Origin of the sequence: Streptomyces sp. NPDC001373 (assembly GCF_042895815.1) — a bacterium.
Classification (GTDB): Bacteria; Actinomycetota; Actinomycetes; order Streptomycetales; family Streptomycetaceae; genus Streptomyces.
In genome coordinates this window covers 170,965-196,276 of the sequence record NZ_JBIAWQ010000011.1, presented here as the reverse complement: position 1 = coordinate 196,276, position 25,312 = coordinate 170,965, and the positions used below count along the sequence as shown (strand labels likewise).

24 protein-coding genes and 1 tRNA gene are annotated in these 25,312 nt (G+C 72.6%); 11 read left to right on the top strand and 14 right to left on the bottom strand.

The genetic code is table 11. The features are described from left to right. Positions 1–15 precede the first annotated feature (15 nt). The 3 genes from cysS to ACFY15_RS24685 all read left to right on the top strand — a co-directional run bounded on the left by cysS (position 16) and on the right by ACFY15_RS24685 (position 4,256). Complete coding sequence (gene cysS / locus ACFY15_RS24695; RefSeq protein WP_390687939.1) at positions 16–1,416, top strand: cysteine--tRNA ligase; 1,401 nt, start codon at positions 16–18, stop codon at positions 1,414–1,416. Positions 1,417–1,548: 132 nt separating this feature from the next. After that, complete coding sequence (gene rlmB, locus ACFY15_RS24690) at positions 1,549–2,520, top strand: 23S rRNA (guanosine(2251)-2'-O)-methyltransferase RlmB (RefSeq protein WP_390687938.1); 972 nt, start codon at positions 1,549–1,551, stop codon at positions 2,518–2,520. A 173-nt stretch (positions 2,521–2,693) separates the two neighbouring features. Continuing rightward, positions 2,694–4,256 carry a DoxX family protein gene (locus ACFY15_RS24685; protein ID WP_390826069.1) on the top strand — a complete coding sequence of 521 codons (1,563 nt, stop codon included), beginning with the start codon at positions 2,694–2,696 and terminating at the stop codon, positions 4,254–4,256. Between the two features lie 74 nt (positions 4,257–4,330). Here ACFY15_RS24685 and ACFY15_RS24680 read toward each other — a convergent pair whose 3' ends face one another. From ACFY15_RS24680 to ACFY15_RS24665, 4 genes are all read right to left on the bottom strand, one after another. Then, entirely contained in the window at positions 4,331–4,594 is a 264-nt protein-coding gene (locus ACFY15_RS24680) for a hypothetical protein (RefSeq protein WP_390826068.1), read from the bottom strand. A 17-nt stretch (positions 4,595–4,611) separates the two neighbouring features. Continuing rightward, complete coding sequence (locus tag ACFY15_RS24675; protein ID WP_390687936.1) at positions 4,612–5,382, bottom strand: NDP-sugar synthase; 771 nt, start codon at positions 5,380–5,382, stop codon at positions 4,612–4,614. Between the two features lie 52 nt (positions 5,383–5,434). Continuing rightward, entirely contained in the window at positions 5,435–5,848 is a 414-nt protein-coding gene (locus tag ACFY15_RS24670; RefSeq protein WP_042816721.1) for a hypothetical protein, read from the bottom strand. Between the two features lie 204 nt (positions 5,849–6,052). Next, positions 6,053–7,129: an ABC transporter ATP-binding protein gene (locus ACFY15_RS24665; protein ID WP_390687935.1), complete on the bottom strand. Its 1,077-nt coding sequence runs from the start codon at positions 7,127–7,129 to the stop codon at positions 6,053–6,055. Positions 7,130–7,426: 297 nt separating this feature from the next. Between ACFY15_RS24665 and ACFY15_RS24660 the strand changes: the two genes are divergently transcribed. Next, positions 7,427–7,499: transfer RNA gene (locus tag ACFY15_RS24660), tRNA-Thr, on the top strand. 87 nt (positions 7,500–7,586) lie between these two features. Here ACFY15_RS24660 and ACFY15_RS24655 read toward each other — a convergent pair. Beyond that, the gene (locus ACFY15_RS24655; protein ID WP_390687934.1) at positions 7,587–8,966 is read right to left on the bottom strand and encodes an NAD(P)/FAD-dependent oxidoreductase; all 1,380 of its coding nucleotides are present in this window, start codon (positions 8,964–8,966) and stop codon (positions 7,587–7,589) included. A gap of 210 nt (positions 8,967–9,176) precedes the next feature. Between ACFY15_RS24655 and ACFY15_RS24650 the strand changes: the two genes are divergently transcribed. Next, a complete protein-coding gene (locus tag ACFY15_RS24650) occupies positions 9,177–9,857 on the top strand; it encodes a pentapeptide repeat-containing protein (RefSeq protein WP_390687933.1) in 681 nt (226 codons plus the stop codon). A gap of 13 nt (positions 9,858–9,870) precedes the next feature. On the opposite strand, the gene ACFY15_RS24645 is transcribed toward ACFY15_RS24650, so the two are convergent. From ACFY15_RS24645 to ACFY15_RS24630, 4 genes are all read right to left on the bottom strand, one after another. Next, a complete protein-coding gene (locus ACFY15_RS24645; protein WP_390687932.1) occupies positions 9,871–10,380 on the bottom strand; it encodes a GNAT family N-acetyltransferase in 510 nt (169 codons plus the stop codon). A gap of 48 nt (positions 10,381–10,428) precedes the next feature. Further along, complete coding sequence (locus tag ACFY15_RS24640) at positions 10,429–10,932, bottom strand: hypothetical protein (protein WP_042809468.1); 504 nt, start codon at positions 10,930–10,932, stop codon at positions 10,429–10,431. Positions 10,933–11,044: 112 nt separating this feature from the next. Continuing rightward, positions 11,045–11,668, bottom strand: a complete 624-nt coding sequence (locus tag ACFY15_RS24635; RefSeq protein WP_365149665.1) for a response regulator transcription factor — start codon at positions 11,666–11,668, stop codon at positions 11,045–11,047. Beyond that, entirely contained in the window at positions 11,665–12,909 is a 1,245-nt protein-coding gene (locus ACFY15_RS24630; RefSeq protein WP_390826082.1) for a sensor histidine kinase, read from the bottom strand. Before ACFY15_RS24630 ends, ACFY15_RS24635 begins: the two co-directional genes overlap by 4 nt. A 496-nt stretch (positions 12,910–13,405) precedes the next feature. Between ACFY15_RS24630 and ACFY15_RS24625 the strand changes: the two genes are divergently transcribed. Continuing rightward, positions 13,406–13,930: a heme-binding protein gene (locus ACFY15_RS24625; RefSeq protein ID WP_390687930.1), complete on the top strand. Its 525-nt coding sequence runs from the start codon at positions 13,406–13,408 to the stop codon at positions 13,928–13,930. A gap of 20 nt (positions 13,931–13,950) precedes the next feature. Continuing rightward, positions 13,951–15,369: a M1 family metallopeptidase gene (locus tag ACFY15_RS24620; RefSeq protein ID WP_390687929.1), complete on the top strand. Its 1,419-nt coding sequence runs from the start codon at positions 13,951–13,953 to the stop codon at positions 15,367–15,369. Between the two features lie 90 nt (positions 15,370–15,459). Here ACFY15_RS24620 and ACFY15_RS24615 read toward each other — a convergent pair whose 3' ends face one another. Then, a complete protein-coding gene (locus tag ACFY15_RS24615; protein ID WP_390687928.1) occupies positions 15,460–16,035 on the bottom strand; it encodes a TerD family protein in 576 nt (191 codons plus the stop codon). A 229-nt stretch (positions 16,036–16,264) separates the two neighbouring features. Here ACFY15_RS24615 and arfB point away from each other — a divergent pair, with 229 nt between their 5' ends. Then, a complete protein-coding gene (arfB, locus tag ACFY15_RS24610; RefSeq protein WP_042816468.1) occupies positions 16,265–16,690 on the top strand; it encodes an alternative ribosome rescue aminoacyl-tRNA hydrolase ArfB in 426 nt (141 codons plus the stop codon). 136 nt (positions 16,691–16,826) lie between these two features. Here arfB and ACFY15_RS24605 read toward each other — a convergent pair whose 3' ends face one another. Beyond that, positions 16,827–17,408: a flavin reductase family protein gene (locus ACFY15_RS24605; protein ID WP_390687927.1), complete on the bottom strand. Its 582-nt coding sequence runs from the start codon at positions 17,406–17,408 to the stop codon at positions 16,827–16,829. Between the two features lie 303 nt (positions 17,409–17,711). On the opposite strand from ACFY15_RS24605, the gene cdgB reads away from it, so the two are divergent. Together cdgB and ACFY15_RS24595 are read left to right on the top strand one after the other, a co-directional pair. Beyond that, positions 17,712–19,421, top strand: coding sequence for a diguanylate cyclase CdgB (cdgB, locus tag ACFY15_RS24600; protein WP_390687926.1), 1,710 nt, complete (start codon positions 17,712–17,714; stop codon positions 19,419–19,421). Between the two features lie 68 nt (positions 19,422–19,489). Further along, positions 19,490–20,518 (top strand): CBM35 domain-containing protein, encoded by a 1,029-nt coding sequence (locus ACFY15_RS24595; protein WP_390826067.1) that lies wholly within the window; start codon positions 19,490–19,492, stop codon positions 20,516–20,518. Between the two features lie 9 nt (positions 20,519–20,527). On the opposite strand, the gene ACFY15_RS24590 is transcribed toward ACFY15_RS24595, so the two are convergent. The 3 genes from ACFY15_RS24590 to ACFY15_RS24580 all read right to left on the bottom strand — a co-directional run bounded on the left by ACFY15_RS24590 (position 20,528) and on the right by ACFY15_RS24580 (position 23,648). Continuing rightward, positions 20,528–21,460: a 1-phosphofructokinase family hexose kinase gene (locus ACFY15_RS24590; RefSeq protein WP_390687924.1), complete on the bottom strand. Its 933-nt coding sequence runs from the start codon at positions 21,458–21,460 to the stop codon at positions 20,528–20,530. Positions 21,461–21,564: 104 nt separating this feature from the next. Continuing rightward, the gene (nagA, locus tag ACFY15_RS24585; protein ID WP_390687923.1) at positions 21,565–22,716 is read right to left on the bottom strand and encodes an N-acetylglucosamine-6-phosphate deacetylase; all 1,152 of its coding nucleotides are present in this window, start codon (positions 22,714–22,716) and stop codon (positions 21,565–21,567) included. Next, complete coding sequence (locus ACFY15_RS24580; protein WP_390687997.1) at positions 22,716–23,648, bottom strand: ROK family protein; 933 nt, start codon at positions 23,646–23,648, stop codon at positions 22,716–22,718. The genes nagA and ACFY15_RS24580 overlap by 1 nt, the downstream gene beginning before the upstream one ends. Positions 23,649–23,885: 237 nt before the next feature. Here ACFY15_RS24580 and ACFY15_RS24575 point away from each other — a divergent pair, with 237 nt between their 5' ends. Continuing rightward, positions 23,886–25,175 carry an extracellular solute-binding protein gene (locus tag ACFY15_RS24575; RefSeq protein WP_390687996.1) on the top strand — a complete coding sequence of 430 codons (1,290 nt, stop codon included), beginning with the start codon at positions 23,886–23,888 and terminating at the stop codon, positions 25,173–25,175. Positions 25,176–25,312: the final 137 nt, after the last annotated feature.

Here is a 25,312-nt window from a genome sequence, read left to right as displayed (position 1 = left end):
ACTACCCTGGATGCCGTGACTATTCGCCTGTACGACACCAGCGCCCGGCAGATCCGCGACTTCACCCCGCTCGTCCCGGGCTGCGTCTCGATCTACCTGTGCGGTGCCACCGTTCAGGCGGCGCCGCACATCGGGCACATCCGTTCCGGCCTCAACTTCGACATGATGCGCCGCTGGTTCGCCTACCGCGGCTACGACGTGACCTTCATCCGCAACGTCACCGACATCGACGACAAGATCATCACCAAGTCGGCCGACCAGGGCCGCCCCTGGTGGTCCATCGGCTACGAGAACGAGCGCGCCTTCAACGACGGCTACACCGCCCTCGGCTGCCTGCCGCCCACCTACGAGCCCCGCGCCACCGGCCACGTCACCGAGATGGTCGAGATGATGCGCGGCCTCATCGAGCGCGGCCACGCCTACGAGGCCGACGGCAACGTCTACTTCGACGTCCGCTCCTTCCCCGGCTACCTGGAGCTGTCGAACCAGGAGCTCGACAACCTCCTCCAGCCCTCCGGCGAGGGCGAGACCGGCAAGCGCGACTCCCGCGACTTCGCCATGTGGAAGGCCGCCAAGCCCGGCGAGCCCTCCTGGGAGACCCCCTGGGGCCGCGGCCGCCCCGGCTGGCACCTCGAGTGCTCCGCCATGGCCCACAAGTACCTCGGCTCGGCCTTCGACATCCACGGCGGCGGCCTGGACCTGATCTTCCCGCACCACGAGAACGAGATCGCCCAGGCCAAGGCCTTCGGCGACGAGTTCGCGAACTTCTGGGTGCACAACGCCTGGGTCACCATGTCCGGCGAGAAGATGTCCAAGTCCCTCGGCAACTCGGTGCTCGTCTCCGAGATGGTCAAGCAGTGGCGTCCGATCGTCCTGCGCTACTACCTCGGCACCCCGCACTACCGCTCGATGATCGAGTACAGCGAGGAGGCGCTGCGCGAGGCCGAGTCCGCCTTCGCGCGCATCGAGGGCTTCTGCCAGCGCGTCGTCGAGAAGGCGGGCGGGCCCGTCGAGGCCGCCGCCGAGGTGCCGCCGGCCTTCGCCGAGGCCATGGACGACGACCTGGGCGTCCCGCAGGCCCTCGCCATCGTCCACACCACCGTCCGCCAGGGCAACAGCGCCCTCGCCGCCGACGACAAGGACGCGGCCATCGCCCGCCTGGCCGAGGTACGGGCCATGCTCGGCGTCCTCGGCCTGGACCCGCTCGACCCCCAGTGGGCCGGCGAGACCGACCGCGGCGAGGAACTGCACGGCGCCGTCGACACCCTCGTACGCCTCGTCCTGGACCAGCGCGAGTCCGCCCGGGCCCGCAAGGACTGGGCGACCGCCGACGCCATCCGCGACCAGCTCCAGCAGTCCGGCCTGGTGATCGAGGACAGCCCGACCGGCCCCCGCTGGATGCTCGGCGCACGCTGATCCGACCCGATCGGGCCCGGTCCGCAGCCGGTCCGGACCCGCTCGGACCAGCGCCGTTGTGCCGCTCGGCCTTCCGGGCGGCACACTCTTCATACGTACATATCGCAGCACGAACGAAAACAGGTAGAGGTCATGGCCGGGAACAGCCAGCGCAGGAACCGCCGCACGTCCAACAAGAAGGGCGCGACGGTCGGCAGCGGTGGCCAGCGACGCAGGGGCCTGGAAGGCAAGGGCCCCACGCCCAAGGCCGAGGACCGCAAGAAGCACAAGGCGAACCGCATCGCCAACGCCATGGCCCGCCAGGCCGCCAAGCGCCGCCCCGCCCCCCGCCGCGGCGGCCCCAAGGGCAGCAGCGAGATGGTCGTCGGCCGCAACTCCGTCTTCGAGGCCCTGCGCGACGGCGTCCCCGCCACCACCCTCTACGTGCAGCAGTTCATCGACAACGACGAGCGCGTCCGCGACGCCCTCAAGCTCGCCGGCGAGCGCGGCAACATCAACCTGATGGAAGCCCCGCGCCCCGAGCTCGACCGCATGACCAACGGGCTCAACCACCAGGGCCTCGTCCTCCAGGTCCCGCCGTACGAGTACGCGCACCCCGAGGACCTCACCGACGCCGCCTACGACAACGGCGAGGACCCCCTCATCGTCGCCCTCGACGGCGTCACAGACCCCCGCAACCTCGGCGCCATCGTCCGCTCCGTCTCCGCCTTCGGCGGCCACGGCGTGGTCATCCCCGAGCGCCGCGCCGCCGGCATGACCGCCGGCGCCTGGAAGACCTCCGCCGGCACCGCCGCCCGCACCCCGGTCTCCCGCGTCACCAACCTCACCCGCGCCCTGCAGGAGTACAAGAAGGCCGGCATCACCGTCGTCGGCCTCGCCGCGGAGGGCACGCACGAGGTCCAGGACCTCGAGGCCCTCGGCGGCCCCGTCGTCATCGTCGTCGGCTCCGAGGGCAAGGGCCTCGGCCGCCTCGTCGGCGAGAACTGCGACTACCTCGTCCGCATCCCCATGCCCGGCGGCGCCGAGTCCCTCAACGCCGGTGTCGCCGCGGGCGTCGTCCTCTACGAGGCCGCCCGCCGCCGCGCCACCCGCGGCCGCGTCTGAGCCGTCGGCCGTACGGGTCCCGCACCCGGCCCGGCCTTGATCCACTCGGCCCACGGAACATGACCCGTGAGCGTGTCGCCCCGCCCCTTCCGGGCGGGGCGACTTGATCTTGACGGGTCTCGGACAGATCCCTGCTGTCAAGGCAGTGTCCTAAACACTGATCACTCGGTTAGATGAGTGTGGACACCAGAACGTCAGGGTTCGACGACCAGCCCGCGCTGAGCATGGTCAAGGTGCCGTGCGACCCCGCACAGGTCATCGTCAACCACGCCAGCTTCCGCGTGCGGCTCGCACCGAGCCCGAGCGCGCGTTCCAAGCCCGCGAATGCCCCCGGCCCCGGCCGCGCACCGGTCCTGGCCGCCGGAGCCGTCGCGGCCGCCGGGGCCACCCGCCGCCGCGCCCCCGTCGTCTGGAGCGGCAAGACCGCCCCCGGCGGCGACGCCGCGGCCACGGGTGGACTCCTCCAGGCCGTACGGGAAGCCGGACGCGGCCACGACGACTACGACGCCGGCACCACCCAGACCATCCCCCGGGTGGACCTCGCGCGCGACCTCACCGAGGACACCCTCGCCACCCCCACCGTCATCGGCCAGCGCAACCACGCCGACGAGACCCGCCCGCTGGGCGCCGTACCCGACCAGCCGCGCCAGCCCTACGAGCCGTACGAGCCGTACGAGCCCTACGACCACCAGTCCCCCCACCCCGGCGGCCCCGGCACCGAGCTCCGGCGCCCCGCCGACAACCGTGCCCAGGCCTCCTACTACCCCGGCCGCCGGATGAACCTCGGCGTCGTGCTGCTCCCGCTGCGCGTCTTCCTCGGCTTCATCTCCATCTACGCCGGCATGGGCAAACTCTGCGACCCCGTCTACTTCGACGGCGGCGAACGCGGCTCCATGGTCACCTGGCTGCACACCCTGCACCCCTGGGCCCTGGCCGAACCCCTCCGCGACTTCGCCCTCGCCCACCCGGTCGGCGCCGGACTCAGCGTCGCCTTCCTCCAGGTGATCGTCGGCGTCCTCACCGTCTTCGGCCTCTGGCAGCGCTTCGCCGCCTGCATCGGCGCCCTGCTCTCCGCCGCCCTGCTGATGACCGTCAGCTGGAAGACCGTCCCCGCCTACGACGCCCCCGACATCATCTACCTGGCCGCCTGGAGCCCGCTCGTCATCGCCGGCGCCCCCGTCTACTCCCTCGACGGACGCCTCGCCGGCGAGGCCTGGCGCACCCTCGGCCCCCGCTCCGAGATGTGGCAGCTCCGCCGCCGCGTCCTGCGCCGCGGAACCGTCATGGCCACCGTCGTCTGCGGACTCACCCTCATCATCGGCTCCGTCCTCGGCGGCGCCGTCCGCTCCAGCACCGTCGTCACCGTGCCCGGCCCCGGCCAGGCCCCGAGCAACTACCTCCCCGGCAGCCCGCTGCCCCAGACCCCCGCCCAGCGGACCGGACCGGCCAAGCAGCAGCAGCCCTCCAAGCAGCCCTCGCCCTCCGCGTCGGCCTCCCCCTCCACACCTGCCGCCAAGTCCGGCCGCACCGGCAGCGGAGCCCCCACCCAGAGCACCGGCACCGGCTCCGGAGCCCCCAGCGCCACCAAGGGCAGCAGCGGCCAGAGCCCGCGCAGCACCGCCCCCAGGCAGTCCAGCCCGCAGAAGTCCCCGGCCAGCTCCTCCGGCAGCCGGGCCGGCGGCAGCGGCGACACCACCGCCAAGAAGCCCGGCCTCGTCGGCGGCCTCCTCGGCTGACCACGGCGACCGACACGAAGGGCCCGGCACGCGAACCAACAGCGCGCCGGGCCCTTCCCCCGTGTCCGACCCCGTCAGGCGCCGCCGATACGGTCGAGCAGCGACCGGGCGTGCGTGGTGCGGGGATGGTCCGCGCCGAAGGCCTCCGGGCAGTCGCCATGACCGGCCGCGGCCGGCGGACGGGCCTCGGCGGCACGGCCCAGCCCGAACAGGGCGGTCGCCCCGTTGAAGCCGTCCGCCCGCTGGGTGTCCTCGCGCCGGCCGCACGACCGGAAGAATGTTTCCGTCCGGAGAACAGAACGATCCCCGGATCCCGCTCCGGCGCACGCAACGGCCAACAGGCGCAGGAAAAGCCTCAGACGACGCCGTAGGCCGCCAACTCCCGCGCCGCCTCCGCCAGGTCCTTCGCCGTGTCGATCGCCCGCCAGTAGGCCCCCTGCGGCAGCGGGAACCCCGCCAGCCGCCGCTCCCGCGCCAGACGCGGGAACGTGGTCCGCTCGTGGTCCCCCAAATCCGGCAGCAGCGCCGCGAATCCGGGCGCGAACACGTACACCCCGGCGTTGACCGGATAGGGCGACGGCGGCGCCTCGACGAAGTCCAGCACCTGCCCGAACTCGTTCGTCTCCACCACCCCCCACGGAATCCGCGGCCGCGCCAGCGCCAGCGTCGCCGTCGCCCCCCGCTCGGCATGGAACGCCGCCATCTCCCGCAGCGGGAAACGCGTCCATACATCCCCGTTGGTCGCGTACCAGGACCGGTCGGGGTAAGGCAGCCGCCGGGCCGCATACTTCAGCCCGCCCCCGCGCCCCAGCGGCTCCGGCTCCACCACCGTCGTCACCCGCAACGGCAGCTCCGCCCCCGCCAGCCACTCCTGGAGCACCTCCGCGAGGTGCCCGCAGGAGACGACCGCATCGGTGACCCCCTCCGCCGCCAGCCAGGCCAACTGGTGCCCGATGATCGGCAGCCCCGTCCCCGGGATCTCGACCATCGGCTTCGGCCGGTCGTCCGTGTACGGCCGCAGCCGCGAACCCTGGCCCCCCGCCAGGACGACGGCCTGGACGGGCGGGGCCGGGAACACGGCCGCGCGGTCGGTGGAGGATGCAGTGGAGGGAGGGGCGTCGGTCATGGCCGCCAGCGTAGGGACGGCCACCGTCCCGGCCGGGGCGGCACGACGGGCGTCAGCCCATCGAGGCGACCCCGGACGCGTACGAGGTGTCGCACACCGGACGGGAGTAGGACTGCGCCTTCGTCGGCCCGTACGCCTCGACGGCGGCCCGGCCGAGCGCGCGGGCGATGCCCATGCAGTGCTCGGCGAGCGACGGCCGCCCGTTCACCTGCTCCTGCAGGTGCCCGAGCACGACGCCCGGGTTCTCTCCCTGCTGCAGCTCGCTCAGCAGCTTGTCGCGCAGCACGTCCTGAGCGGCGCGCGGCTTCGCGGGGACGGACACGTCCTCGGCGGAGGCGGTCAGGATCTGGGACGGGGAGTTGTCCGCCCAGGGGACCATGGTGACCGCGAGGGTCCCGGACAGGACCAGGACGACGGGCAGGACCAGGGCGAGGGAACGGCCGATTCGGCGGGCAGTGTGGGTCACGAGGGCGAGAGTAGCGCTCGGTGGGTAATTGGCGACATTCGGTCACCCGGTCGGGGGATGGTTCGACGCGGCTTTTCGAATTACGGGTTGACGCGTACGGCCGAATGGCCCGGGCTGGCGGGCTTCGTGGCCAACGCCACCCGCAACTGCCGCCGGAGGGGCGCCCCTTGACGGAACGCCCCTCCAGCGGGTGCCTGCCGTGCCTCAGTCGGAGAGGCGTGCCCCGGTCGACGTGGAGAACACGTGGATCTCGTCGGGGCGCGGCACGACGTGCAGCGAGGAACCCTTCTCGGGCACCTGCCGGCCGCCCACGCGGACCACGATGTCCTGCCCCTCGCGGCTGCCGTAGACGTAGCCGTCGGCGCCCAGCTCCTCGACGACGTTCACGGTGATCGTCAGACCGCCGCTCTCGCCGAGGTCGAAGTGCTCGGGGCGCACGCCGACGGTGACGGTCTTGTCGCCCGCGTCGGCGGCCGCCGACAGCGCGTCGCGCGACACCGGCACCACGCTGTCCCCGAACTTCACGCCGCCGTCGGTGATCGGCACCTCGACCAGGTTCATGGCCGGCGAGCCGATGAACCCGGCGACGAAGAGGTTCGCCGGCCGGTCGTACATGTTGCGCGGGGTGTCCACCTGCTGGAGCAGGCCGTCCTTGAGCACCGCCACGCGGTCGCCCATGGTCATGGCCTCGACCTGGTCGTGGGTGACGTACACGGTGGTGATGCCGAGGTCGCGCTGGAGCGCGGCGATCTGCGTACGGGTGGACACGCGGAGCTTGGCGTCGAGGTTCGACAGCGGCTCGTCCATGAGGAACACCTGCGGCTTGCGCACGATGGCCCGGCCCATGGCGACGCGCTGGCGCTGGCCGCCGGAGAGCGCCTTGGGCTTGCGGTCGAGGTACTGGGTGAGGTCCAGCATCTTCGCCGCCTCCTCCACCTTGCGGCGGATGGTGGCCTTGTCCTCGCCGGCGATCTTGAGCGCGAAGCCCATGTTGTCGGCGACGGTCATGTGCGGGTAGAGCGCGTAGTTCTGGAACACCATCGCGATGTCCCGGTCCTTGGGCGGCAGGTGCGTGACGTCGCGGTCCCCGATGCGGATGGCGCCGCCGTTGACGTCCTCCAGGCCGGCGAGCATGCGCAGCGAGGTGGACTTGCCGCAGCCGGAGGGTCCGACGAGGACGAGGAACTCGCCGTCCTCGATCTCCAGCTCCAGCTGGTCGACGGCGGGCTTGTCGCCGCCGGGGTAGAGGCGGGTCGCCTTGTCGAAGGTGACAGAAGCCATGGTGATGCATCCCTTCTACCGGCAGGAACGTGCCGGACGATCCGAGTGGAAGGTCTAGTCCAATATTCAGGACTCCGCCCGACGCTACCCGGTGCGGGGGGTTCTGTCAGCAATCTGACGGGGCGGATTGTGAGGTGGGGACGGGGTGGAGCGGTTCTCCAGAACGGCACACCAGTACGGTCAACGAACACGTGCGTGAGTGGTTACGCGGCCCGGTCAATGTGATGGCTCGGGGATTCCGGGGCTGTGTAAAGTGATGGCGGCTCCACGCGCGATGGTCCTGCGGGTGGTTCCTTTGCCGCCTTAGCTCAGTTGGCAGAGCGGTTGCCTTGTAAGCTCCAGGTCGTCGGTTCGATTCCGACAGGCGGCTCCGTCCCAGGTCAGAGGGTATCTGGTCGAGGGAATTCGCACAGAGGCGGAAGGCCCCGGGTTGATCACCCGGGGCCTTTTGCGTGCCTCAGCTGCGGCCCGAGACGCGGTTGGCCAGGCGGGCCAGGGGGGCTGTCGTCGGGGTGTGGGTGGTCGTTTCGTGGCGGTCCGCCTCGCGGTACGCGGCGTACAGGGCGTGGACGCCGATCCAGCGGAAGGGTTCCGGTTCCCAGCGGCGTACGCGGTGGTGGACCCAGGGGAGGGCGGTCAGGGGGGTGGATTCGCCCAGGACCAGGTCGCGCAGGGTGCGGGCGGCGAGGTTGGCGGTGGCCACGCCCGAGCCGACGTAGCCGCCCGCCCAGCCGAGGCCCGTCGTGGCGTCGAGGGTGACGGTGGCGCACCAGTCGCGGGGGACGCCGAGCACGCCTGACCAGGCGTGGGTGATCTCGGTGCCGGTGAGGACCGGGAAGAAGGTGAAGAGGAGGTCGCGCAGGGCGTTGACCGTGGCCGGCTGGGTGCGGCCGTCGTTGTCCGTGCGGGAGCCGAAGCGGTAGGGGACGCCGCGGCCGCCGATGGCGATGCGGTCGTCGGCGGTGCGCTGGGCGTACATGTAGGCGTGGGCCATGTCGCCGAGGAGCGGGGCGTCGGTCCAGTTGAGCTGGGACCAGACCGAGGGCGGGAGGGGCGCCGTGACGATCATCGAGGAGTTCATGGGGAGCCAGGTGCGCTTGTGGCCCTTGAGGGCGGCGGTGAAGCCCTCGGTGCAGCGCAGGACGTACGGGGCGCGGACGGTGCCGTAGGGGGTGACGGCGCGGCGGGGGGCGAGTTCCGTGACGGGGGTGGACTCGTGGATGACGACGCCGAGGCGTTCGCAGGCGGTGGCGAGGCCGCGGAGGAGTTTGAGGGGGTGGACGCGGGCGCCGTGCGGGGTCCAGCTGGAGCCGACGGCGCCGGCGACGTCGATGCGGTTGCGGGTCGCGGTGGCGTCGTACAGTTCGCGGTCGGTCTCGCCGAAGGAGAGTTCGGCGGTGTGGAAGGCCTTGAGGCGGGTGAGCTGGGCGGGGGTGCGGGCGACTTCGAGGACGCCGCCGCGGTGGATGTCGGCGTCGATGTCTTCCTCGGCGGCGACGTCGATGACTTCGGTGACGGTGTCGTTCATGGCGTGCTGGAGGCGGAGGGCGGCCTCGTGGCCGTGGAGCTTGGCGTAGCGGTCGCGGCCGGCGATGCCGTTGTAGAGCCAGCCGCCGTTGCGGCCGGAGGCGCCGTAGCCGCAGAACTTCTGCTCCAGGACGGTGACGCGGAGGTCGGGGGCGGTGCGCTTGAGGTAGTAGGCGGTCCACAGTCCGGTGTAGCCGCCGCCGACGATGACCACGTCGGCGGCGGCGTCGGTGGTGAGGGGGGCGCGGGGTGGCTGGGGGGCGGTGGTGTCGGTCGCGTACCAGAAGGAGATACCGCCGTTGATCGTCATGGGGGAGTTGGTACACGGGGTGCCGGAGGGGTGTCCAGGTGCCGGGTGTCGGGTTTCCGGGGTGGGTTGCAGGCTGGTTGTCCGATGCGGGCCGGGGTGTGGGGGCGTCGGTTTTCCAGGGTTGGGGGACGACCTTGCCGGTGGTGGCGCGGGTGCGGGGTCGAGGTCAAGGGCGGTCGGGTTGTCAGTGCCGTGGGTGACGATGGGGGCATGGTGCGCAGGGGTCGGAGTGGTGGGCAGACGGTGAAGGCGGCTCGGCGGGCGGAGGTGCGGCTGCCGGGGTTGGTGGCGTGGGAGGGCGGTGGGCTGGAGCCGGACGGGGATTACGACGGGCTGGAGTTCGCCGATCTGGATCTGGCGGGGCAGGAGGCGGTGGGGGCGCGGTTCATGGACTGTGCGCTGCGGCGGTGCGGGCTGGACGGGGCCGGGCTGGCGAAGGCGCGGGTCCTGGATTCGGTGCTGGAGGGTGTCCGGGGGGTGGGGGTGGACCTGTCGGGGGCTTCGTTGCGGGATGTGGAGGTGGCGGAGGCCCGGCTGGGCGGGGTGCAGCTGCACGGGGCGGTGCTGGAGCGGGTGCTGGTGCGCGGCGGGAAGATCGACTATTTGAATCTGCGGCAGGCGCGGCTGCGGGATGTGGTGTTCGAGGGGTGCGTGCTGGTGGAGCCGGATTTCGGGGGTGCGGTGCTGGAGCGGGTGGAGTTCCGGGACTGTGTGTTGCGGGGGGTGGATGTGGCGGGGGCGCGGCTGACGGATGTGGATCTGCGGGGTGCCGTGGAGCTGGGGGTGGCGCGCGGGGTGGAGTCGCTGGCCGGGGCGGTGATCAGCCCGTCGCAGTTGTCCGATCTGGCTCCGGCGTTGGCGGCGCAGCTGGGGGTGCGGGTGGTGGGGTAGGGGGGGCGGTTTGTCAGGGGAGGTCGGTCGCGGGGTTCACGGACCAGTGGTTGGTGGTGAACATCCGTCCGGCGAAGGGCGTCCGGGTCCGTGCGACGAAGCGAAAGCCGACTGAGCGGCAGATGCCGTTCGAGGCGGCGTTGCCGGTGGCGGGGTAGGCGTGGACGACTCCCCAGCGGTGGGCGTCGCGGGCTTGTTCCAGGAGGGTGCGGACGGCGTGTTTGCCCAGTCCGCGGCCTTGGTGTTCGGGCAGGACCATCCAGCCGATCTCGGAGGCGGGTCCGTCGGCGGTGTCGTGGGACCAGAGGGTGACGGTTCCGGCCACCACGTCGGGGGTGGCCGGGTCGGGGACGATCATCTTGATCCAGGCCAGGTCGGATGCGGCCTGTTCGGCGTCCCGCCGGACCTTGGCCGGCATGTCCTCGGGCGGCTGGGGGCCGCCGAGGTCGGCCATCATGACCGGGTCGCACCGCATCCGGACGTAGGCGTCGATGTCGTCCGGGGTGACGTTGCGCAGCAGCATGGGGCTTCTCCTCGCGGTGCGGCGGGCGTCGGTGCGGGGTGGGGTGGGTCAGGCGGGGACGCGGGGGAAGCGGGACTGGAGGGTCCAGATGACCGGGTTGTCGGCGAGGCCCTCGTGCATGTCGATGAGGTCGGCGATGAGGTCGTGGAGGAAGTCGCGGGCCTCGCGGCGCAGGAGGCGGTGGCTGAAGGTCAGGGCTTCCTCTTCGGGGGGCATCCAGTCGGCCTCGATGTCGACCCAGCCGAAGCGGCGCTCGAAGAGCATGCGGTCGGCGGACTCGGTGAAGTCGAGTTCGGCGTACTGGCTGTGGGAGGAGCGGCTGCCGCGGGGGTCCTGGTCGAGTTGTTCGACGATGTCGCAGAGGGCCCAGGCGAAGTCGAGTACGGGCACCCATCCCCAGGCTGTGGACACTTCCGTGTCCTTGTCGGTGTCGGCGAGGTAGACGTCGCCGCAGAAGAGGTCGTGGCGCAGGGTGTGGACGTCCGCCGAGCGGTAGTCGGTCTGCGGGGGGTCCGGGAAGCGCCGGGAGAGGGAGTAGCCGATGTCGAGCACGTAGCCGATGGTGTCACGGGTCGGTGTGCGGTGGCCGGTCGGGCCGCTCCCGTGCGGGGGTGTGGGTGGTGGGCTGCGCGGGCTGTGGGTTGTGGGCCTGCGGCTGGTCGGGTCAGGACGGCAGGAGGCGTTGTTCCTTGGCCACGGCCACGGCGCCGGCGCGGGTGTCGACGCCGAGCTTGTCGTAGATGCGGCCGAGGTGGGTTTTGACGGTGGCCTCGCTGATGAACAGGGCGCGGGCGATGTCGCGGTTGCCGAGGCCGCGGGCGAGCTGGCCGAGGATGTCCAGTTCGCGGTCGGTGAGGGTGGGGCGCGTGCCGCGCATGTGGGCCATGACGCGGCTGGCGACGGGTGCGGAGAGGGTGGTGCGTCCTGCGGCGGCCGAGTGGATGGCGGCGAAGAGTTCCTCGGGGCGTTCCGCCTTGAGGAGGTAGCCGGTGGCGCCCGCGCCGATGGCCCGGGTGATGTCCGCGTCCGTGTCGTAGGTGGTCAGGACGAGGACGTGCGGGGGCCGGGGGAGTGCGGTGATGCGGCGGGTGGCTTCCACGCCGTCGATGCCCTCGCCGAGCTGGAGGTCCATGAGGACCACGTCGGGGTGGAGCTTGGCGGCGAGGGCGACCGCCTCCTCGCCGCTGCCGGCTTCTCCGAGGACCTCGATGTCCGGTTCGCTGCCGAGCAGGGCGAGGAGTCCGGCGCGTACGACGACGTGGTCGTCGCAGAGGAGGATCGTCGTCATCCCGTGGTCTCCAGGGGGATCGAGGCGGAGAGGACGGTTCCCTCGCCCGGGGTGGATTCGATGGTCAGGGTTCCGCCTAGCTGGCGCACGCGGGCGCGCATCGCGGGGAGGCCGTGGCCGCGGTCGGCGGGGGCGGGGGTGGCGGGGAGTGCGGCGGTGAAGCCCGTGCCGTCGTCGGCGATGTCCAGTACGACCTGGTCGCCGAGGAAGCTGAGGGTGAGGGCGGCGGTGCGGGCGCCGGAGTGTTCGCGGATGTTGGCGAGGGCTCCCTGGGCGATGCGCAGCAGGGCGGACTCGGCGCGGTCGGGGAGGGGGGCGGGGGTGCCTTCCAGGTGGAAGCGGACCTCGATGTCGGGGCCGGCGTCCAGGGCGCGCAGGGCGTCGGCGAGGCCGGCGCCGTTCTCCAGTTCGGGCGGGGCCAGGTCGTGGACCAGGCGGCGGGCTTCGGCGAGGCCGCGGGCGGCGATGCCGGTGGCGTTGCGGACGTGGGCGCGGGCGGTGACGGGGTCGGTGTCCCAGGTGCGGTCGGCGGCCTGGAGCAGCATCCGCTGGCTGGAGAGGTGCTGGGCGAGGGTGTCGTGGATCTCCATGGACAGGCGCTGGCGCTCGGCCAGGGTGCCTTCGCGGCGTTCGGTGGCGGCGAGCTCCCGGCGGGTGCGGATCAGGTCGTCGATGAGGGTGCGCTGGGCCTGGGCCTGGCGTTCCATGTGGATGAAGACGGCCGTCGCGAGGGCGGCGACGGCGGGCGGGGCGAGGAGGAGGTTGGGGTCGAAGGCGGTGGAGAGCTTGAGCTGGGCGGCGACGACGAAGACGGTGAGGACGGTGACGAGGGCCACCGCCGCGCGTGGGGGGAGGGTGCGCAGGGCGGTGAAGAAGAGGGGGACGGCGCACCAGGCGAAGCTCGGTGCGAGGACGACGAGGACGACCCAGGTGGCGACGACGAGGCCGAGCCAGAGCCTTCGGCGGAGGGTGGGGGTGCGGGGGGCGGAGGGCTCGGGGGGCGGGTCGGTGGTGGTTCCTCCGACGGCGGGGCCGAGGACGTAGAGCAGGGCCAGGGTGATGCTGAGGGCGATGACCCAGGGGGTGCGGGGTTCGCCGGGGTGGCGGAGGAGGAAGCGGGCCACGGAGGCGCCGAGGAGGAGGAAGAACGCCGTGTGCATGACGGTGGCCAGGGCGCGGGTGTCGGCTTTCCGCGGGGGGTGGCTCACGGCGGGGCTCCTGGGGGGTGGGGACGGGTCCATTGTGCGCCTGCCCTGGCCGGGCGGTTCGGGGTCGGGGTGCGGGCCGGGCGTGGGCGGGTGGTCTCGGGTGGTGCGGGTCTCGCGGGGTGCGGGGTGCGGGCCGGGCACGGGCCGGGCGTGGGCGGATGGTGCGGGGTGCGGGGTGCGGGGTGCGGGGTGCGGGGTGCGGGCCGGGCGGGCCGGGTGGGCCGGGTGGGGGCGGGTGGTCTTGGGCGGGGCCTGGGTCTGCGGGGGTGGGCCGGGTCGGTGCCGGGGCGGCCGTGTCCGGCCTCGCCGGCGTCCGAGGCGTGGGGGTATCCCCAGCGGTGGCTGGGGGAGGGTCCGGGGCGGAGTCCCGGGGCTCAGGAAAGCGGGCCGCCGGCCGTGCCGCATCGGCCGATCGGATGACCCCCGGGTCAGCCGGTGCGGTCGCCGGGGCGAGCCGGTACGGGGACGGCTGGGGGAAGGGGCGGCGGTGATGGTGGGAGGGAGCCAGTCGAGACCACCAGGAGCAGAGATGAACACCCGTACCCGCGTCCTCACCGGTACCGCCCTCGCCATCGCCTTCGGCGCCGGGACGTTCGGGGCCGTCAGCGCGAGCGCCACCCCTGCCAGGAAGGACGAGGCGAAGAGCGACTTCACCACCTCGACCCACCTGACCGTCGACGCCGCCACCCGCGCCGCCCAGGCCGCGCTCCGGGCCGCGGAGAAGGAGAACCAGAAGGTCACCGTCGCGGTGGTGGACCGCAACGGCAACACCGTCGTCACGCTGCGCGGCGACGGCGCCGGCCCGCAGTCCTACGAGTCCGCGCAGCGCAAGGCGTACACCGCCGTGTCCTGGAACGCCCCGACGTCGGTGCTCGCCGGCCGGCTCGCGCAGACCCCGAACCTGAAGGACATCCCCGGCACTCTCTTCCTCGCCGGCGCCGCCCCGGTCCAGGCCGGCGGTGCTCCGGTGGCCGGTATCGGTGTGGCCGGTGCGCCCAGCGGTGACCTGGACGAGAAGTTCGCCAAGGCCGGTGTCGAGGCCCTGGGCAAGTAGTCCCCTTTAGGATCGAGCGTGTGGAAAACCGCACGCTCATCCGTCTTGCCGCCCCCGCCCTCGCCGTTCTGATCGCCCTCACCTCGGGGTGTACGGGCGCGACGGTGCAGGGGCGGCCGGGCGCGTCCGGGCTGCGGGATCCGTACTTCCCGCGGGCGGGCAACGGGGGCTATGACGTCGACCACTACGCGCTGGACCTGGCGTACGACCCGGCCGACGGGGAGCTGCACGGGACGGCCGTGATCACCGCGCGGGCCGAGCAGGGGCTCAGCTCGTTCAACCTCGATCTCAGCGGGCTGAAGGTCGAGGGCGTGGAGGTGCAGGGCGCGGGGGCGCGGTTCAACCGGACCGGCAACGAGCTGACGGTGCGGCCGGCCAGGGACCTGCGCAGGGGCGAGGTCTTCCGTACGAGGGTGGACTACGGCGGGCGGCCCAAGACGATGGTCGATCCGGACGGTTCGAAGGAGGGCTGGATCACCGCCGGAGGCGGTGGCGCGGTCGCCGTCGGCGAGCCGGTGGGGTCGATGGGCTGGTTCCCCGGCAACCACCATCCCAGTGACAAGGCCACGTACGACATCACGGTGACCGTTCCCCGGGGGTACGAGGCGGTGTCCAACGGGGAGTTGCGGTCCCGGAGGGATGTGGGCGGGGGGCGGACGGCGTTCGCGTGGCGCAGTGCGGAGCCGATGGCGAGCTATCTGGCGACCGTGGCCGTGGGGAAGTTCGAGGTGAGCACGGGGAAGACCCCTTCCGGGGTGCCCGTGTACCAGGCCGTGGCGCCCTCCGAGGAGGAGGCGGGACGCGGTGCGCTGGCGCGGGTGCCGGAGATGGTGGAGTGGGGGAGCGCGACCTTCGGGCCCTATCCGTTCGGCACGGCCGGTTCGATCGTGATGCCGGCGGGGACCCTGGGGTACGCGCTGGAGACGCAGACCAAGCCCGTCTACTCGGGTGCGCCCGATGAGGAGCTGGTGCTGCACGAGCTGGCCCACCAGTGGTTCGGGGACTCGGTGTCCCCGAAGTCCTGGAAGGACATGTGGCTGAACGAGGGGTTCGCCACGTACGCGGAGTGGCTGTGGGCGGAGTCCCACGGGGGTGTCTCGGCGCAGCGGCGGTTCGAGGCCTTCCTGGCCGGTGACACCTCGGTCGACGCGCAGGCCGGAGGTGAATGGGCGGCCTTCCCGCCGGCCGCGCCGCCGGGTGCGGGGCACATCTCCGACGACCCCGTGTACTACCGGGGCGCGATGGTGCTGCACCGGATCCGGCAGGAGGTGGGGGACGCGAAGTTCTTCGACCTGCTGCGCGGCTGGGCCGCCGACCACCGGTACGGGAACGCGAGCACGGCCGACTTCACCGCGTACGCGGAGCGGCGCACGGGCGTCGACCTGAGGAAGGTGTGGGACGTGTGGCTGTACGGGGAGGGGCGCCCGAAGGCGCCTTAGGGCACAGGGCCAGGCGGGCAGGCCCCTGCGAGGCCGGGCGGGGCCCCTTCCCCGGGACGGCGGGGAAGGGGGCTCCGTCGTGGGCCGGGGTCAGACGTTGACGCCGAAGTCCTGGGCGATGCCGGTGAGGCCGGAGGCGTAGCCCTGGCCGACCGCGCGGAACTTCCACTCGGCGCCGTTGCGGTAGAGCTCACCGAAGACCATGGCGGTCTCGGTGGCGGCGTCCTCGGAGAGGTCGTAGCGGGCGATCTCGGCGCCGCCGGCCTGGTTGACGACGCGGATGTACGCGTTGCGGACCTGGCCGAAGTTCTGGCTGCGGGAGTCGGCGTCGTAGATGGAGACCGGGAAGACGATCTTGTCGACGGCGGCGGGCAGGCCGGCGAGGTTGACCTTGATGGACTCGTCGTCGCCGGAGCCCTCGCCGGTGCGGTTGTCGCCCGTGTGGACGATGGTCTGGTCCGGGGTGGACTTGTTGTTGAAGAAGACGAAGTGGCCGTCGGAGACGACCTTGCCCGTCGCGTCGACCGCGATGGCGGAGGCGTCGAGGTCGAAGTCGACACCGGTCGTCGTACGGACGTCCCAGCCGAGGCCGACCGTGACGGCGCTGAGGCCGGGGGCCTCCTTCGAGAGCGAGATGTTGCCGCCCTTGGACAGGCTTACTGCCATGTGACTGGTGTCCTTCCTCGTCATTCCGGGTGCGCGACCCGATGTGGGGTCAAGCTACCGCTGCCCTTCATAACGCGAGGAGGGGGCGCGGAGGTTCCAGGGGGGTTTCCGGGGGAGATCCCGAAGGGGGCGCCCGGGGCGTCGTCCGGGGTGTCGTCGGGGGGACGGGGTGTTCCCGGGCCGGTAAATGGGGGTGACGGGGGCTGGGGCGGGAGCGGATCATAGGGGCATGCCTGGTCCCTATGTCATCCGCGGTGCGGTCGTGCTCCCCGAGGCGGAGCTCGCCTGGCGGTTCTCGCGTTCTTCCGGGCCGGGCGGACAGCACGTCAACACCTCGGACTCGAGGGTGGAGCTGCTGTTCGACGTCGCCGCGACGAAGGCGCTGCCGGCGGTGTGGAAGGAGCGCGCGCTGGAGCGGCTCGCCGCCCGGCTGGTGGACGGGGTGCTGACGGTACGGGCGTCCGAGCACCGGTCGCAGTACCGCAACCGGGAGATGGCGCTGGTCCGGATGGCCGCGGTGCTGGCGGAGGCGACGGCGGCCCCGCCGAAGGTCCGGCGGCCGACGAAGATCCCGCGCGGGATCAACGAGCGACGGCTGCGGGAGAAGAAGGCACGGGGCGAGACGAAGCGCGGGCGCACCTCGCGGGACTGGTAGCCCCGGCGACCGCCGCGGCCCCGGCCCTGCCCTGCCCTGCCCTGCTCTGCCCGGCCCGTCACCCCGGCCCGGCCCGCCCCGAGCGGCCCGTTCGCCCTGAGCGGCCCGTTCGCCCCGAGCGGTCCGTCGCCGCGGGCTACGGTCGCAGGTGGCGGTAGCGGCCGCGGAAGTACGTCAGGGGCAGGGCGTCCGGCGACGGGAGACCGGTCGCCAGGACGTGGCCGACGACCAGGGTGTGGTCGCCCGCCGGGATCCGGGAGCGGGTGCGGCACTCCAGGGTGGCCAGGGCCCCCGAGAGCAGCGGGGCCCCCGAGACGGCGCCCCGCTCGTGGGGGAGGTCCGCGAAGAGGAGCCGGTCGCTGATCCGGCCCTTCATGGAGAACCGGCTCGCCACCTGGAGCTGGCTGTCCGCCAGCAGGGACACCGCCCACAGCGGCTGCTCCGCGAGCAGGTCGTCCATCCGGGACCCCTCGCGCACGCTCACCAGGACCAGCGGCGGGTCCAGGGACACCGACATGAAGGCGGTGGCCGTCATGCCGGCGTCCTCGCCGCGCGGCCCGTCGGCGGTCAGGGGCGGCTCGTGGGCGGTGATCAGGCACACGCCCGCCGCCATCCGGGACATGGCGGCGCGGAACTCGTCGTTGCTCACCCCTTCAGGATGGGGGGAGACGGGGGACGCAGGGGCGCAGGGCTGGGGTGCGGGGGTCGTTTTCGGCACGTACCGCACGCTAGTACGGTCGCCCTGTGGCGCACATCGGGCGCTGGTCCGAGCCGCGTCCCCACCGCAGGGACTAGGCCCGGGCGTATCGTTTGCTCACGGGAAGGCGGAGGAGTGCCCCTCGTCCTCAACAGGCCTGTACCACAGCAGTATTCATCTCATGTGACTTGAGTCACAGAGAGCAAGATTTGTTGACCCTGTGTACCTGCCGCACAGCTCACTGTGATTCAGTGGACGGGACACCGCAACGAAACGCCGATGACAAACCTGGAGTTGCTGTCGAGGTCTCGGGGAGAGCGAGCAATGGAGACCGAGTCGGAGCCGTACGTCCGTCTTGCGACCCTGCGGCAGCTGCACCAGGTGGTGGCCGAGCTCAACACGGCCCGGAGCCTGGCGGACACTCTGCAGACCGTCGTGGACGGCATCGTGCGCGGCCTCGGCTACGAGCTCGCCTGTGTCAACCTCGTACGCCCTGACGGCGATCTCGTCGTCGCCGCCTTCGCCGGGGACCCCGCCGCCGAGGCCCTCATCACCGGCCGTGTCGGCTCCCGTGCCGCCTGGGAGCGCCGCCTGACCATGGGCGAGGAGTGGGACGGACTGCGCTTCATCCCGCACACCGAGGGCTGGGTCCTGCTGGAGGACGACGTGCCCCAGTGGCATACGGAAGGACCCGATCCGCGCTTCGAGGACGAGTGGCACCCCGAGGACCGGCTCTACGCCCCGATGTATGCGACGGGCGGGGAACTCCTGGGTGTCATCTCGGTGGACAGACCGCGCAACGGCCGGCGCCCCGGCGCGTGGGGCCGCGAGGCGCTCCAGATGTACGCCTTCCAGGCGGCCATTGCGATCAGCAACGCGCGCCTGCGCGCGAACATGCAGCGGGCCCTCGTCCGGCTGGAGCGCGAGCAGCAGGCGCTGCGGGCCAGTGAGGAGTCGTTCCGGCAGGCCTTCGAGTACGCGCCGAGCGGCATGGCCATCGCCGAGATGGGCGGCGACCAGCACGGCCGGCTGCTGAGGACCAACGACGCCCTCTGCCGCCTGCTCGGGCGGCCCGCGTCCGTGCTGCGCCGGTACTCCTTCTCCGACCTCGTCCACCCCGAGGACATCGGCACCCTCCTGCGCACCTCGGCCGAGGGCGGCCGTGCCGAACTGCGGCTGGGGCGGCGCGACGGGACGTACGTGTGGGTCTCGCTGCGCAACTCGGTCGTCGCCGACGCCGCCGACGGGCCGCGGTTCCTGCTCACCCACGTCGAGGACATCGAGGAGCGCAAGCGGCACGAGCTCCAGCTCGCCCACCGCGCCAGCCACGACTCCCTCACCGGGCTGCCCAACAGCGCCGAGCTGCGCGCCCGGCTCGGCGCACGGCTGTGCCGGCGCCCCCAGTCGGTGCGGGCCGGTGCGGTGGAGGCGCTGGACGCGGCCTTCGAAGGCCGGCCGGAGGGCGTCGGGACCGGCGAGCACGGCTACGACGGCTACGCCGCGGCCGCCGTCCCGGCCGGACCGGGACCCGGCGGCGAGGGCTTCGACTTCCCCGCCGGCTTTCCCGGGCAGCCCGAGGGCCCGTACGACCACCACGTGCACACCGTCGCCCCCGCCTCGGACATCGACGACGGCACGAAGGGCCTCGCGGTGCTCTTCTGCGACCTCGACGGCTTCAAGTCGATCAACGACCGGTTCGGGCACCACACCGGCGACGCCGTCCTGATCGAGGTGGCCCGGCGGCTGACGACCGGCGTCCGGGACGGCGACACGGTCGCCCGGCTCGGCGGTGACGAGTTCGTCGTCCTCGCCGACGGCCTCGGCGCCGCCGACGCCGCCGATCTCGCCGTGCGGCTGCGCAACGCGATCATCCCGCCCATCCGGGTGGACGGCCGGGCCGTGCGCGTCGGCGCGAGTTTCGGCATCGGCTGGGCCAGCTGCGGGATGTCCGCCGACGAGGTCCTGCGCTCCGCCGACCAGCGCATGTACATCGAGAAGAGGTCCCGCTCCAAGGCCCACCGCCGGGCCGGTTGACCGGATCGGCCACCCGTGGGCGCACGTGTTCGGGGTAGGCTCCCGTGGGTCGAAAGGAGTGACCTGCGATGACGACGCCCGCGAACAACGGCCCGCACGGTGGGGCGAACCAGCCCGAGGGCGATGACCCGTTCGGCTACCTCTACGCGGACGGCCAGGCCGCCGGAGCCACCCCGCCCGGTCAGGGCGGCGGGTACGGCTACCCCGGCCCCGCGGTCGGAGGACAGCCCGGCGCGCAGCCCGGCGTCCCCCGCACCTCGTACAACCAGGTGCGCACGGTCGGCGAGCGGACGTACGGCGGCCAGCGCGGCGCCGTCCCCCAGCAGCAGCCCCCACAGGCCTACCAGGCCCAGTACCAGGCCCCCGAGGCCCTCCGGGCGAACGGCTACGGGGTCCCGCAGCAGCCGTCCCCCCAGTCCCAGACCCAGCAGATTCCCCCGTCGGGCGGCCGCGGACGCGGCAACGGCGGCGGCGGCTCCAGCCGCAAGGGCATACTCATCGCGGCGGTAGCCGTGGTGGCCGCGGTCGCGATCGGCATCGGCGCGGCGGTCGTCTTCGGCAAGGACAAGGACAAGGCCGACAAGAACCAGGCGACGGGCCCGTCCGTGTCGACGGCCCCGAAGCAGCCCGACGGCTCCCCGGAGCCGAGTGCGTCGCCGGTGGCGTCGCAGAGCCCGCTACCGAAGGCGGACTTCTCCGGTGCGGGCATGTCCCTCACGGGTGGCGCCTCCCTGCAGACCACCGTGCCCGGCGCGAAGAGCGCGGGCGGACAGTACGTGGGCGGCCTGAGCACGATAGGTGCAGCGGCGACGTGGACCGTGGAGGTGCCGCAGGCCGGGCGGTACAAGCTGAAGATGACCTACGGGGTGCCGGGCAAGGACGCCAACATGACGCTGGGCATCAACGGTGAGGCCCAGTCCCGCCCCGCCAACATGAAGAACTGGGCGAACGCGAAGCCGGGAGACTGGGCCAACGGCTGGACCAACACCTACTCGCTCGTTGAACTCAAGCAGGGCACGAACCAGATCAAGCTCTCGTGCGAGGCGGGCAACTCATGCGAAGTGAACCTCGACCAGCTCTGGCTCGAGCGGGGCTGACCGCGCCCCTCACCCCCCGTTCGCCGGGACGGCCGTGACCTTCACCGACCCCCGTACCTCCGTGTAGGTGCGGGGGTCGAACTCTCCCGCCGCCGGGGCGTGGACCGTGGCCGTGGAGAGGGCTACCGCGCGGGTGAGGCGGTCCGGCCAGGCGAGGCCCTCCGCCAGGGCCGACAGGAGGCCCGCCACCGCCGAGTCGCCCGCGCCCGTCGGGTTGCCCTTCAGCGTGCGGGGCGGGGCGGCCTGCCAGGTTCCCTCGGGGGTGGCGGCCAGGAGGCCCTCGGGGCCCAGGGAGGTGACCACCGCGTGGGCGCCGCGCCGGCGGGCGTCGCGGGTGGCGGGGAGCGGGTCGCGCGAGCCCGTCAGCTCGGCCAGTTCGGCCGCGTTGGGCTTGATGATCTCCGGCCGGGCGGCGACCCCGCGGCGCAGCGCCTCGCCGCTGGTGTCCAGGAGCACGGGGGCGCCGGCCGCGCGGGCCGCCCGTACCAGGACCGCGTACGCCCCGACCGGCACGCCCGGCGGCAGGCTCCCGCACAGGGCCACCGCGCGCGCCCCGGCGACGAGTTCGGTGTACCGGGCGAGGAAGGACGACCATTCGGCGGCCGTGATCTGCGGGCCCGGCTCGTTGAACTGGGTGGTGTCGCCCGTGCTTTCGTCGACGACCGCCAGCGTGCGCCGGGTGGTGCCGGCGCAGGGGACGAGGGCGTCCACCACGCCGGGCGAGCCGGCGAGCAGGTCCCGTACGACCGCGCCGGCCGGGCCGCCCGCGAAGCCCGTCGCCGTCACCTCGTGGCCGAGCGCGGCGAGCACCCGGGCCACGTTCAGGCCCTTGCCGCCCGCCCGTTCGGTGACGGCGGTGACCCGGTGGGAGGTGTGCGGCAGCAGTCGCGGCACCCGGTGGGTGACGTCGAGCGCGGTGTTGAGCGTCACGGTGAGGATCATGGCCAGTCCCGGTCTTGGTGTGTGCCGGGATCATGCCAAATGGAGGGCGGCCAGCCCAGTCCTCCGGGCCGGTCGCCTCGCTTACGTACGGCTGAAGAGCCGGTTCAGCCCAGCGGGCTGACGATCCATTCGCCGCGCCGCATGACGCCCTTGACGTCGAAGTCCGTATCCAGGACCACCAGGTCGGCGTACTTGCCGGGCTCCAGCGAGCCGACCTCCCCGTAGAGGCCGAGCAGCTTCGCCGGGTTGGCGGAGATCGCCTGCACCACGGACTCGACGGGCAGCCGGTCGACCGTCACCGACCGCTTGAAGGCCGTGTCCAGGGTGAGGGTGGAGCCCGCGATGGAGCCGCCCTCCACGAGCCGGGCGACCCCGTCCCTGACCTCCACCTCCAGCGGGCCCAGGTGGTAGGTGCCGTCGCCGAAGCCGGCCGCGTCCATCGCGTCGGTGATCAGCGCGACGCGGTGGGCGCCCGCGTGGTGGAAGGCCAGCTCCAGCATCGCCGGGTGCAGGTGGGTGCCGTCGTTGATCAGCTCGACGGTGACCCGCTCGTCCTCCAGTAGCGCAGCGATCGGGCCGGGGGCGCGGTGCTCCAGGCCGGGCATCGCGTTGTACAGGTGGGTGGCGACGGTCGCGCCCGCGTCGATGGCCTGGCGCGTCTGGTCGTACGTGGAGTCCGTGTGGCCGATCGCCGCGATCACGCCCTGCTCGGCGAGCAGGCGTACGGAGTCCAGCCCGCCCGGCAGCTCGGTGGCGAGGGTGACCATGCGGGCGGCGCCGTGCGCGGCGTCGACCAGCTTGCGGACCTCGGCCGGGTCGGGGTCGCGCAGCAGGTCCTCCTTGTGCGCGCCCTTGCGGCAGGGGTTGATGAACGGGCCCTCGAAGTGGACGCCGGCGATCTCGCCCTGCTGCGTGAGCTCGGCGAGCAGCGCGGCGCGGCGGGCCAGCTCGTCGAGGCCGCCGGTGACGGTGGAGGCGACGAGGGTGGTCGTGCCGTGCTCGCGGTGGGTCCGTACGCCGGTCAGGACCTCCTCGGCGGTGCCGGAGGTGAAGGAGGCGCCGCCGCCGCCGTGGTTGTGCATGTCCACGAAGCCGGGGACGATCCAGTGCCCGGACAGGTCGACGGTGCGCGCGTCCTCGTGGGCGCTGCCCGCGATCCGCGCGCCTTCGACGATGACGCGGCCGCCCGCCACGATCCCGGTGGGCAGCACCACCCTGGCGCCGGAGAGAACGGTGCTCTGTGTGCGTCCGGACATCAGGCAGGTACCTCCGTGGCGAGTAGGTCCCAGGCGAGCAGCCCTGCGCCCAGGCATCCGGCGGTGTCCCCGAGGGCGGCCGGAACGATCTCGGGCAGCCGCTGGAACGTCACGCGTTCCCCGACGGCCGCCCGCAGTGGTGTGAACAAGGTTTCCCCCGCCTCGGCGAGCCCGCCACCGATGATCAGCGTGCTCGGGTCCAGCAGGGTGATCGCGGTGACCAGCCCGTCGGCGAGCGCGGCGATGGCGCTCAGCCAGACCTCCTCGGCGCGTACGTCGCCCGACTCCACGGCCTTGGCGCAGTCCGCCGCGTCCGCCTCGGGGTCGCCGGAGGCGGCCGCCCAGGCGCGCGAGACGGCGGAGGCGGAGGCCAGGGTCTCCAGGCAGCCGTGCCGGCCGCAGCCGCAGGCGGGTCCACCGGGGCGGACCACGATGTGGCCGATCTCGCCGGCGTAGCCGTGGGCGCCGGCCTCGATGCGGCCGGCGATGCCGATGGCGCCGGCGATGCCGGTGCCGAGGGGGACGAACAGGAAGCGGTCGGCGCCCCGGCCGGCGCCGATGCGGCCCTCGGCGAGCCCGCCCGTGCGGACGTCGTGGCCCAGGGCCACCGGGATGCCGCCGAGGCGCGCGCTGAGCAGCTCGCGCATCGGTACGTCGCGCCAGCCCAGGTTCGCCGCGTACACGGCGATGCCGCGCTCGGCGTCCACGATGCCCGGGACGGCGACCCCGGCGGCCGAGGCGGCCGTGCCGAAGCGCTCCCGGCCGAGGCCGAGGAGCTCGGCGGCGAAGTCCAGGATCGTCTCGACGACGGCTTCGGCGCCCCGCTCGCGGCCGGTGGCGCGGCGCGCCTCGTGCAGCAGGGTGCCGTCTCCGGCGATGAGGGCGGCCTTCATCCCGGTGCCGCCCACATCAAGGGCGATGACGTGTTTCACGGGTTTCACAGAGGACAGTCTCGCGTGCTCGAAGGGGAAAGGTCTAGTCCATTGGGCGGGATTGTTGAGCGGCCATACAAATCCGGAAGCCCTGTTCCGGCGCGTTCGGAGACAGTTTCGAAACAGTCCGCGCGTGACCCCGCCGCCGGATGTGGAAGAGCCGCCAAAGTGGTGTAGACCTTACGTCGGATCGTACGTACAACCTGGGATGGATCGAGAACTGTGAAGGGCCGTTACCTGAGGCTGGCCGCGTCCGGCGCCGCACTGTGGCTGACCGGCGTGGCGCTGACGGGCTGTGGGACCGTGTCGGGCCTCGCCGGGGACAACGAGGTGACCCTGCGGGTCGTGGCGGCCGACTACGGCGACAATCCGCAGAACTCCTCCACCGGCTACTGGAAGAACCTCGCCGCCGCCTTCGAGAAGGACAACCCCGGCGTCAAGGTCGAGGTCAGCGTCTACTCCTGGTCGGAGGTCGACGCCAAGGTCGCCGCGATGGTCAAGGCCGGCAAGGCCCCCGACATCGCCCAGATCGGCGCCTACGCCGATTACGCCGAGGCCGGCAAGCTCTACACCGCCGACGAGCTGCTCTCCGTGAAGACCGAGGCCGACTTCCTCGCCCCGCTCGCCGACGCGGGCAAGGTCCGGCGCGTCCAGTACGGCATGCCGTTCGTGGCCAGCACCCGGCTGCTCTTCTACAACACCAAGCTCCTCGGCGACGCCGGCGTCATCCCCAAGGACGGCTCCACCCCGTGGCAGCCCAAGAGCTGGGCCGACGTCGAGGCGGCCGCCAGGAAGCTCAAGGCCGCGAACGTCCCCACCCCCTTCGCCCTGCCCCTGGGCCGCGAGGAGGCCCAGGCCGAGACGATGATGTGGATGCTCTCCGGCGGCGGCGGCTACACCGACAACGAGGAGGCGTACGCGATCGACGCCCCCGAGAACATCAAGACCTTCGAGTTCCTGCGCGACCGGATGGTCGGCCAGGGCCTCACCGGCCCCGTCGAGCCCGGCAAGCTCGACCGGCAGGCCGCCTTCGACGGCTTCACCCGGGGCGAGGTCGGCATGCTCAACGGCCACCCGACGCTGCTCAAGCAGGCCGCCGGCAAGGGCGTGAAGTTCGGCATGGTCGCCATGCCCACGGCGGACGGCACCGACCACTCCACGATGGGCGTCGCGGACTGGGTGATGGCCTTCAAGAACGGCCACAAGAAGGAAGCCGGGAAGTTCCTCGACCAGCTGTACTCGGCGAAGAACGTGACCACCTTCACCAGCACCTACGACCTGCTGCCGGTCACGACCAGCGGCTACCGCGCGATGGAGGCCGCGAACGGCGGCGCCGCGACCCAGCTGCGCACCTTCCTGACCGCCCTGCCCAACGCCCGCCTGTACCCGGTGGGCAAGAAGTCCTGGGCCGGGGTCAGCGAGGACGTGAAGCAGAACATCGGCAAGGCGGTCCAGCCGGGCGGCCAGTCGGCGAAGGTCCTGGAACAGATCGCGGACGCGGCCCGCAAGGCGGACGGGGAGAAGTAGGCTCCCGCGGCATCCGGCATCCGGCATCCGGCATCCGGCATCCGGCATCCGGCATCCGGCATCCGGCATCCGGGCGGCCGGCGATTCGGCAGCGGCCGGCCCCCGCGGCCGCCCGGGGCGCTGTCGGGGGCGCTGTC

Coding starts and splice junctions, on each gene's coding strand:
- rlmB (WP_390687938.1), top strand. CDS start 1,549: ATGGCCGGGAACAGCCAGCGCAGGAACCGCCGCACGTCCAACAAGAAG.
- ACFY15_RS24685 (WP_390826069.1), top strand. CDS start 2,694: ATGAGTGTGGACACCAGAACGTCAGGGTTCGACGACCAGCCCGCGCTG.
- ACFY15_RS24675 (WP_390687936.1), bottom strand. CDS start 5,382: ATGACCGACGCCCCTCCCTCCACTGCATCCTCCACCGACCGCGCGGCC.
- ACFY15_RS24665 (WP_390687935.1), bottom strand. CDS start 7,129: ATGGCTTCTGTCACCTTCGACAAGGCGACCCGCCTCTACCCCGGCGGC.
- ACFY15_RS24655 (WP_390687934.1), bottom strand. CDS start 8,966: ATGACGATCAACGGCGGTATCTCCTTCTGGTACGCGACCGACACCACC.
- ACFY15_RS24650 (WP_390687933.1), top strand. CDS start 9,177: ATGGTGCGCAGGGGTCGGAGTGGTGGGCAGACGGTGAAGGCGGCTCGG.
- ACFY15_RS24645 (WP_390687932.1), bottom strand. CDS start 10,380: ATGCTGCTGCGCAACGTCACCCCGGACGACATCGACGCCTACGTCCGG.
- ACFY15_RS24635 (WP_365149665.1), bottom strand. CDS start 11,668: ATGACGACGATCCTCCTCTGCGACGACCACGTCGTCGTACGCGCCGGA.
- ACFY15_RS24630 (WP_390826082.1), bottom strand. CDS start 12,909: ATGGACCCGTCCCCACCCCCCAGGAGCCCCGCCGTGAGCCACCCCCCG.
- ACFY15_RS24625 (WP_390687930.1), top strand. CDS start 13,406: ATGAACACCCGTACCCGCGTCCTCACCGGTACCGCCCTCGCCATCGCC.
- ACFY15_RS24615 (WP_390687928.1), bottom strand. CDS start 16,035: ATGGCAGTAAGCCTGTCCAAGGGCGGCAACATCTCGCTCTCGAAGGAG.
- arfB (WP_042816468.1), top strand. CDS start 16,265: ATGCCTGGTCCCTATGTCATCCGCGGTGCGGTCGTGCTCCCCGAGGCG.
- cdgB (WP_390687926.1), top strand. CDS start 17,712: ATGGAGACCGAGTCGGAGCCGTACGTCCGTCTTGCGACCCTGCGGCAG.
- ACFY15_RS24595 (WP_390826067.1), top strand. CDS start 19,490: ATGACGACGCCCGCGAACAACGGCCCGCACGGTGGGGCGAACCAGCCC.
- ACFY15_RS24590 (WP_390687924.1), bottom strand. CDS start 21,460: ATGATCCTCACCGTGACGCTCAACACCGCGCTCGACGTCACCCACCGG.
- nagA (WP_390687923.1), bottom strand. CDS start 22,716: ATGTCCGGACGCACACAGAGCACCGTTCTCTCCGGCGCCAGGGTGGTG.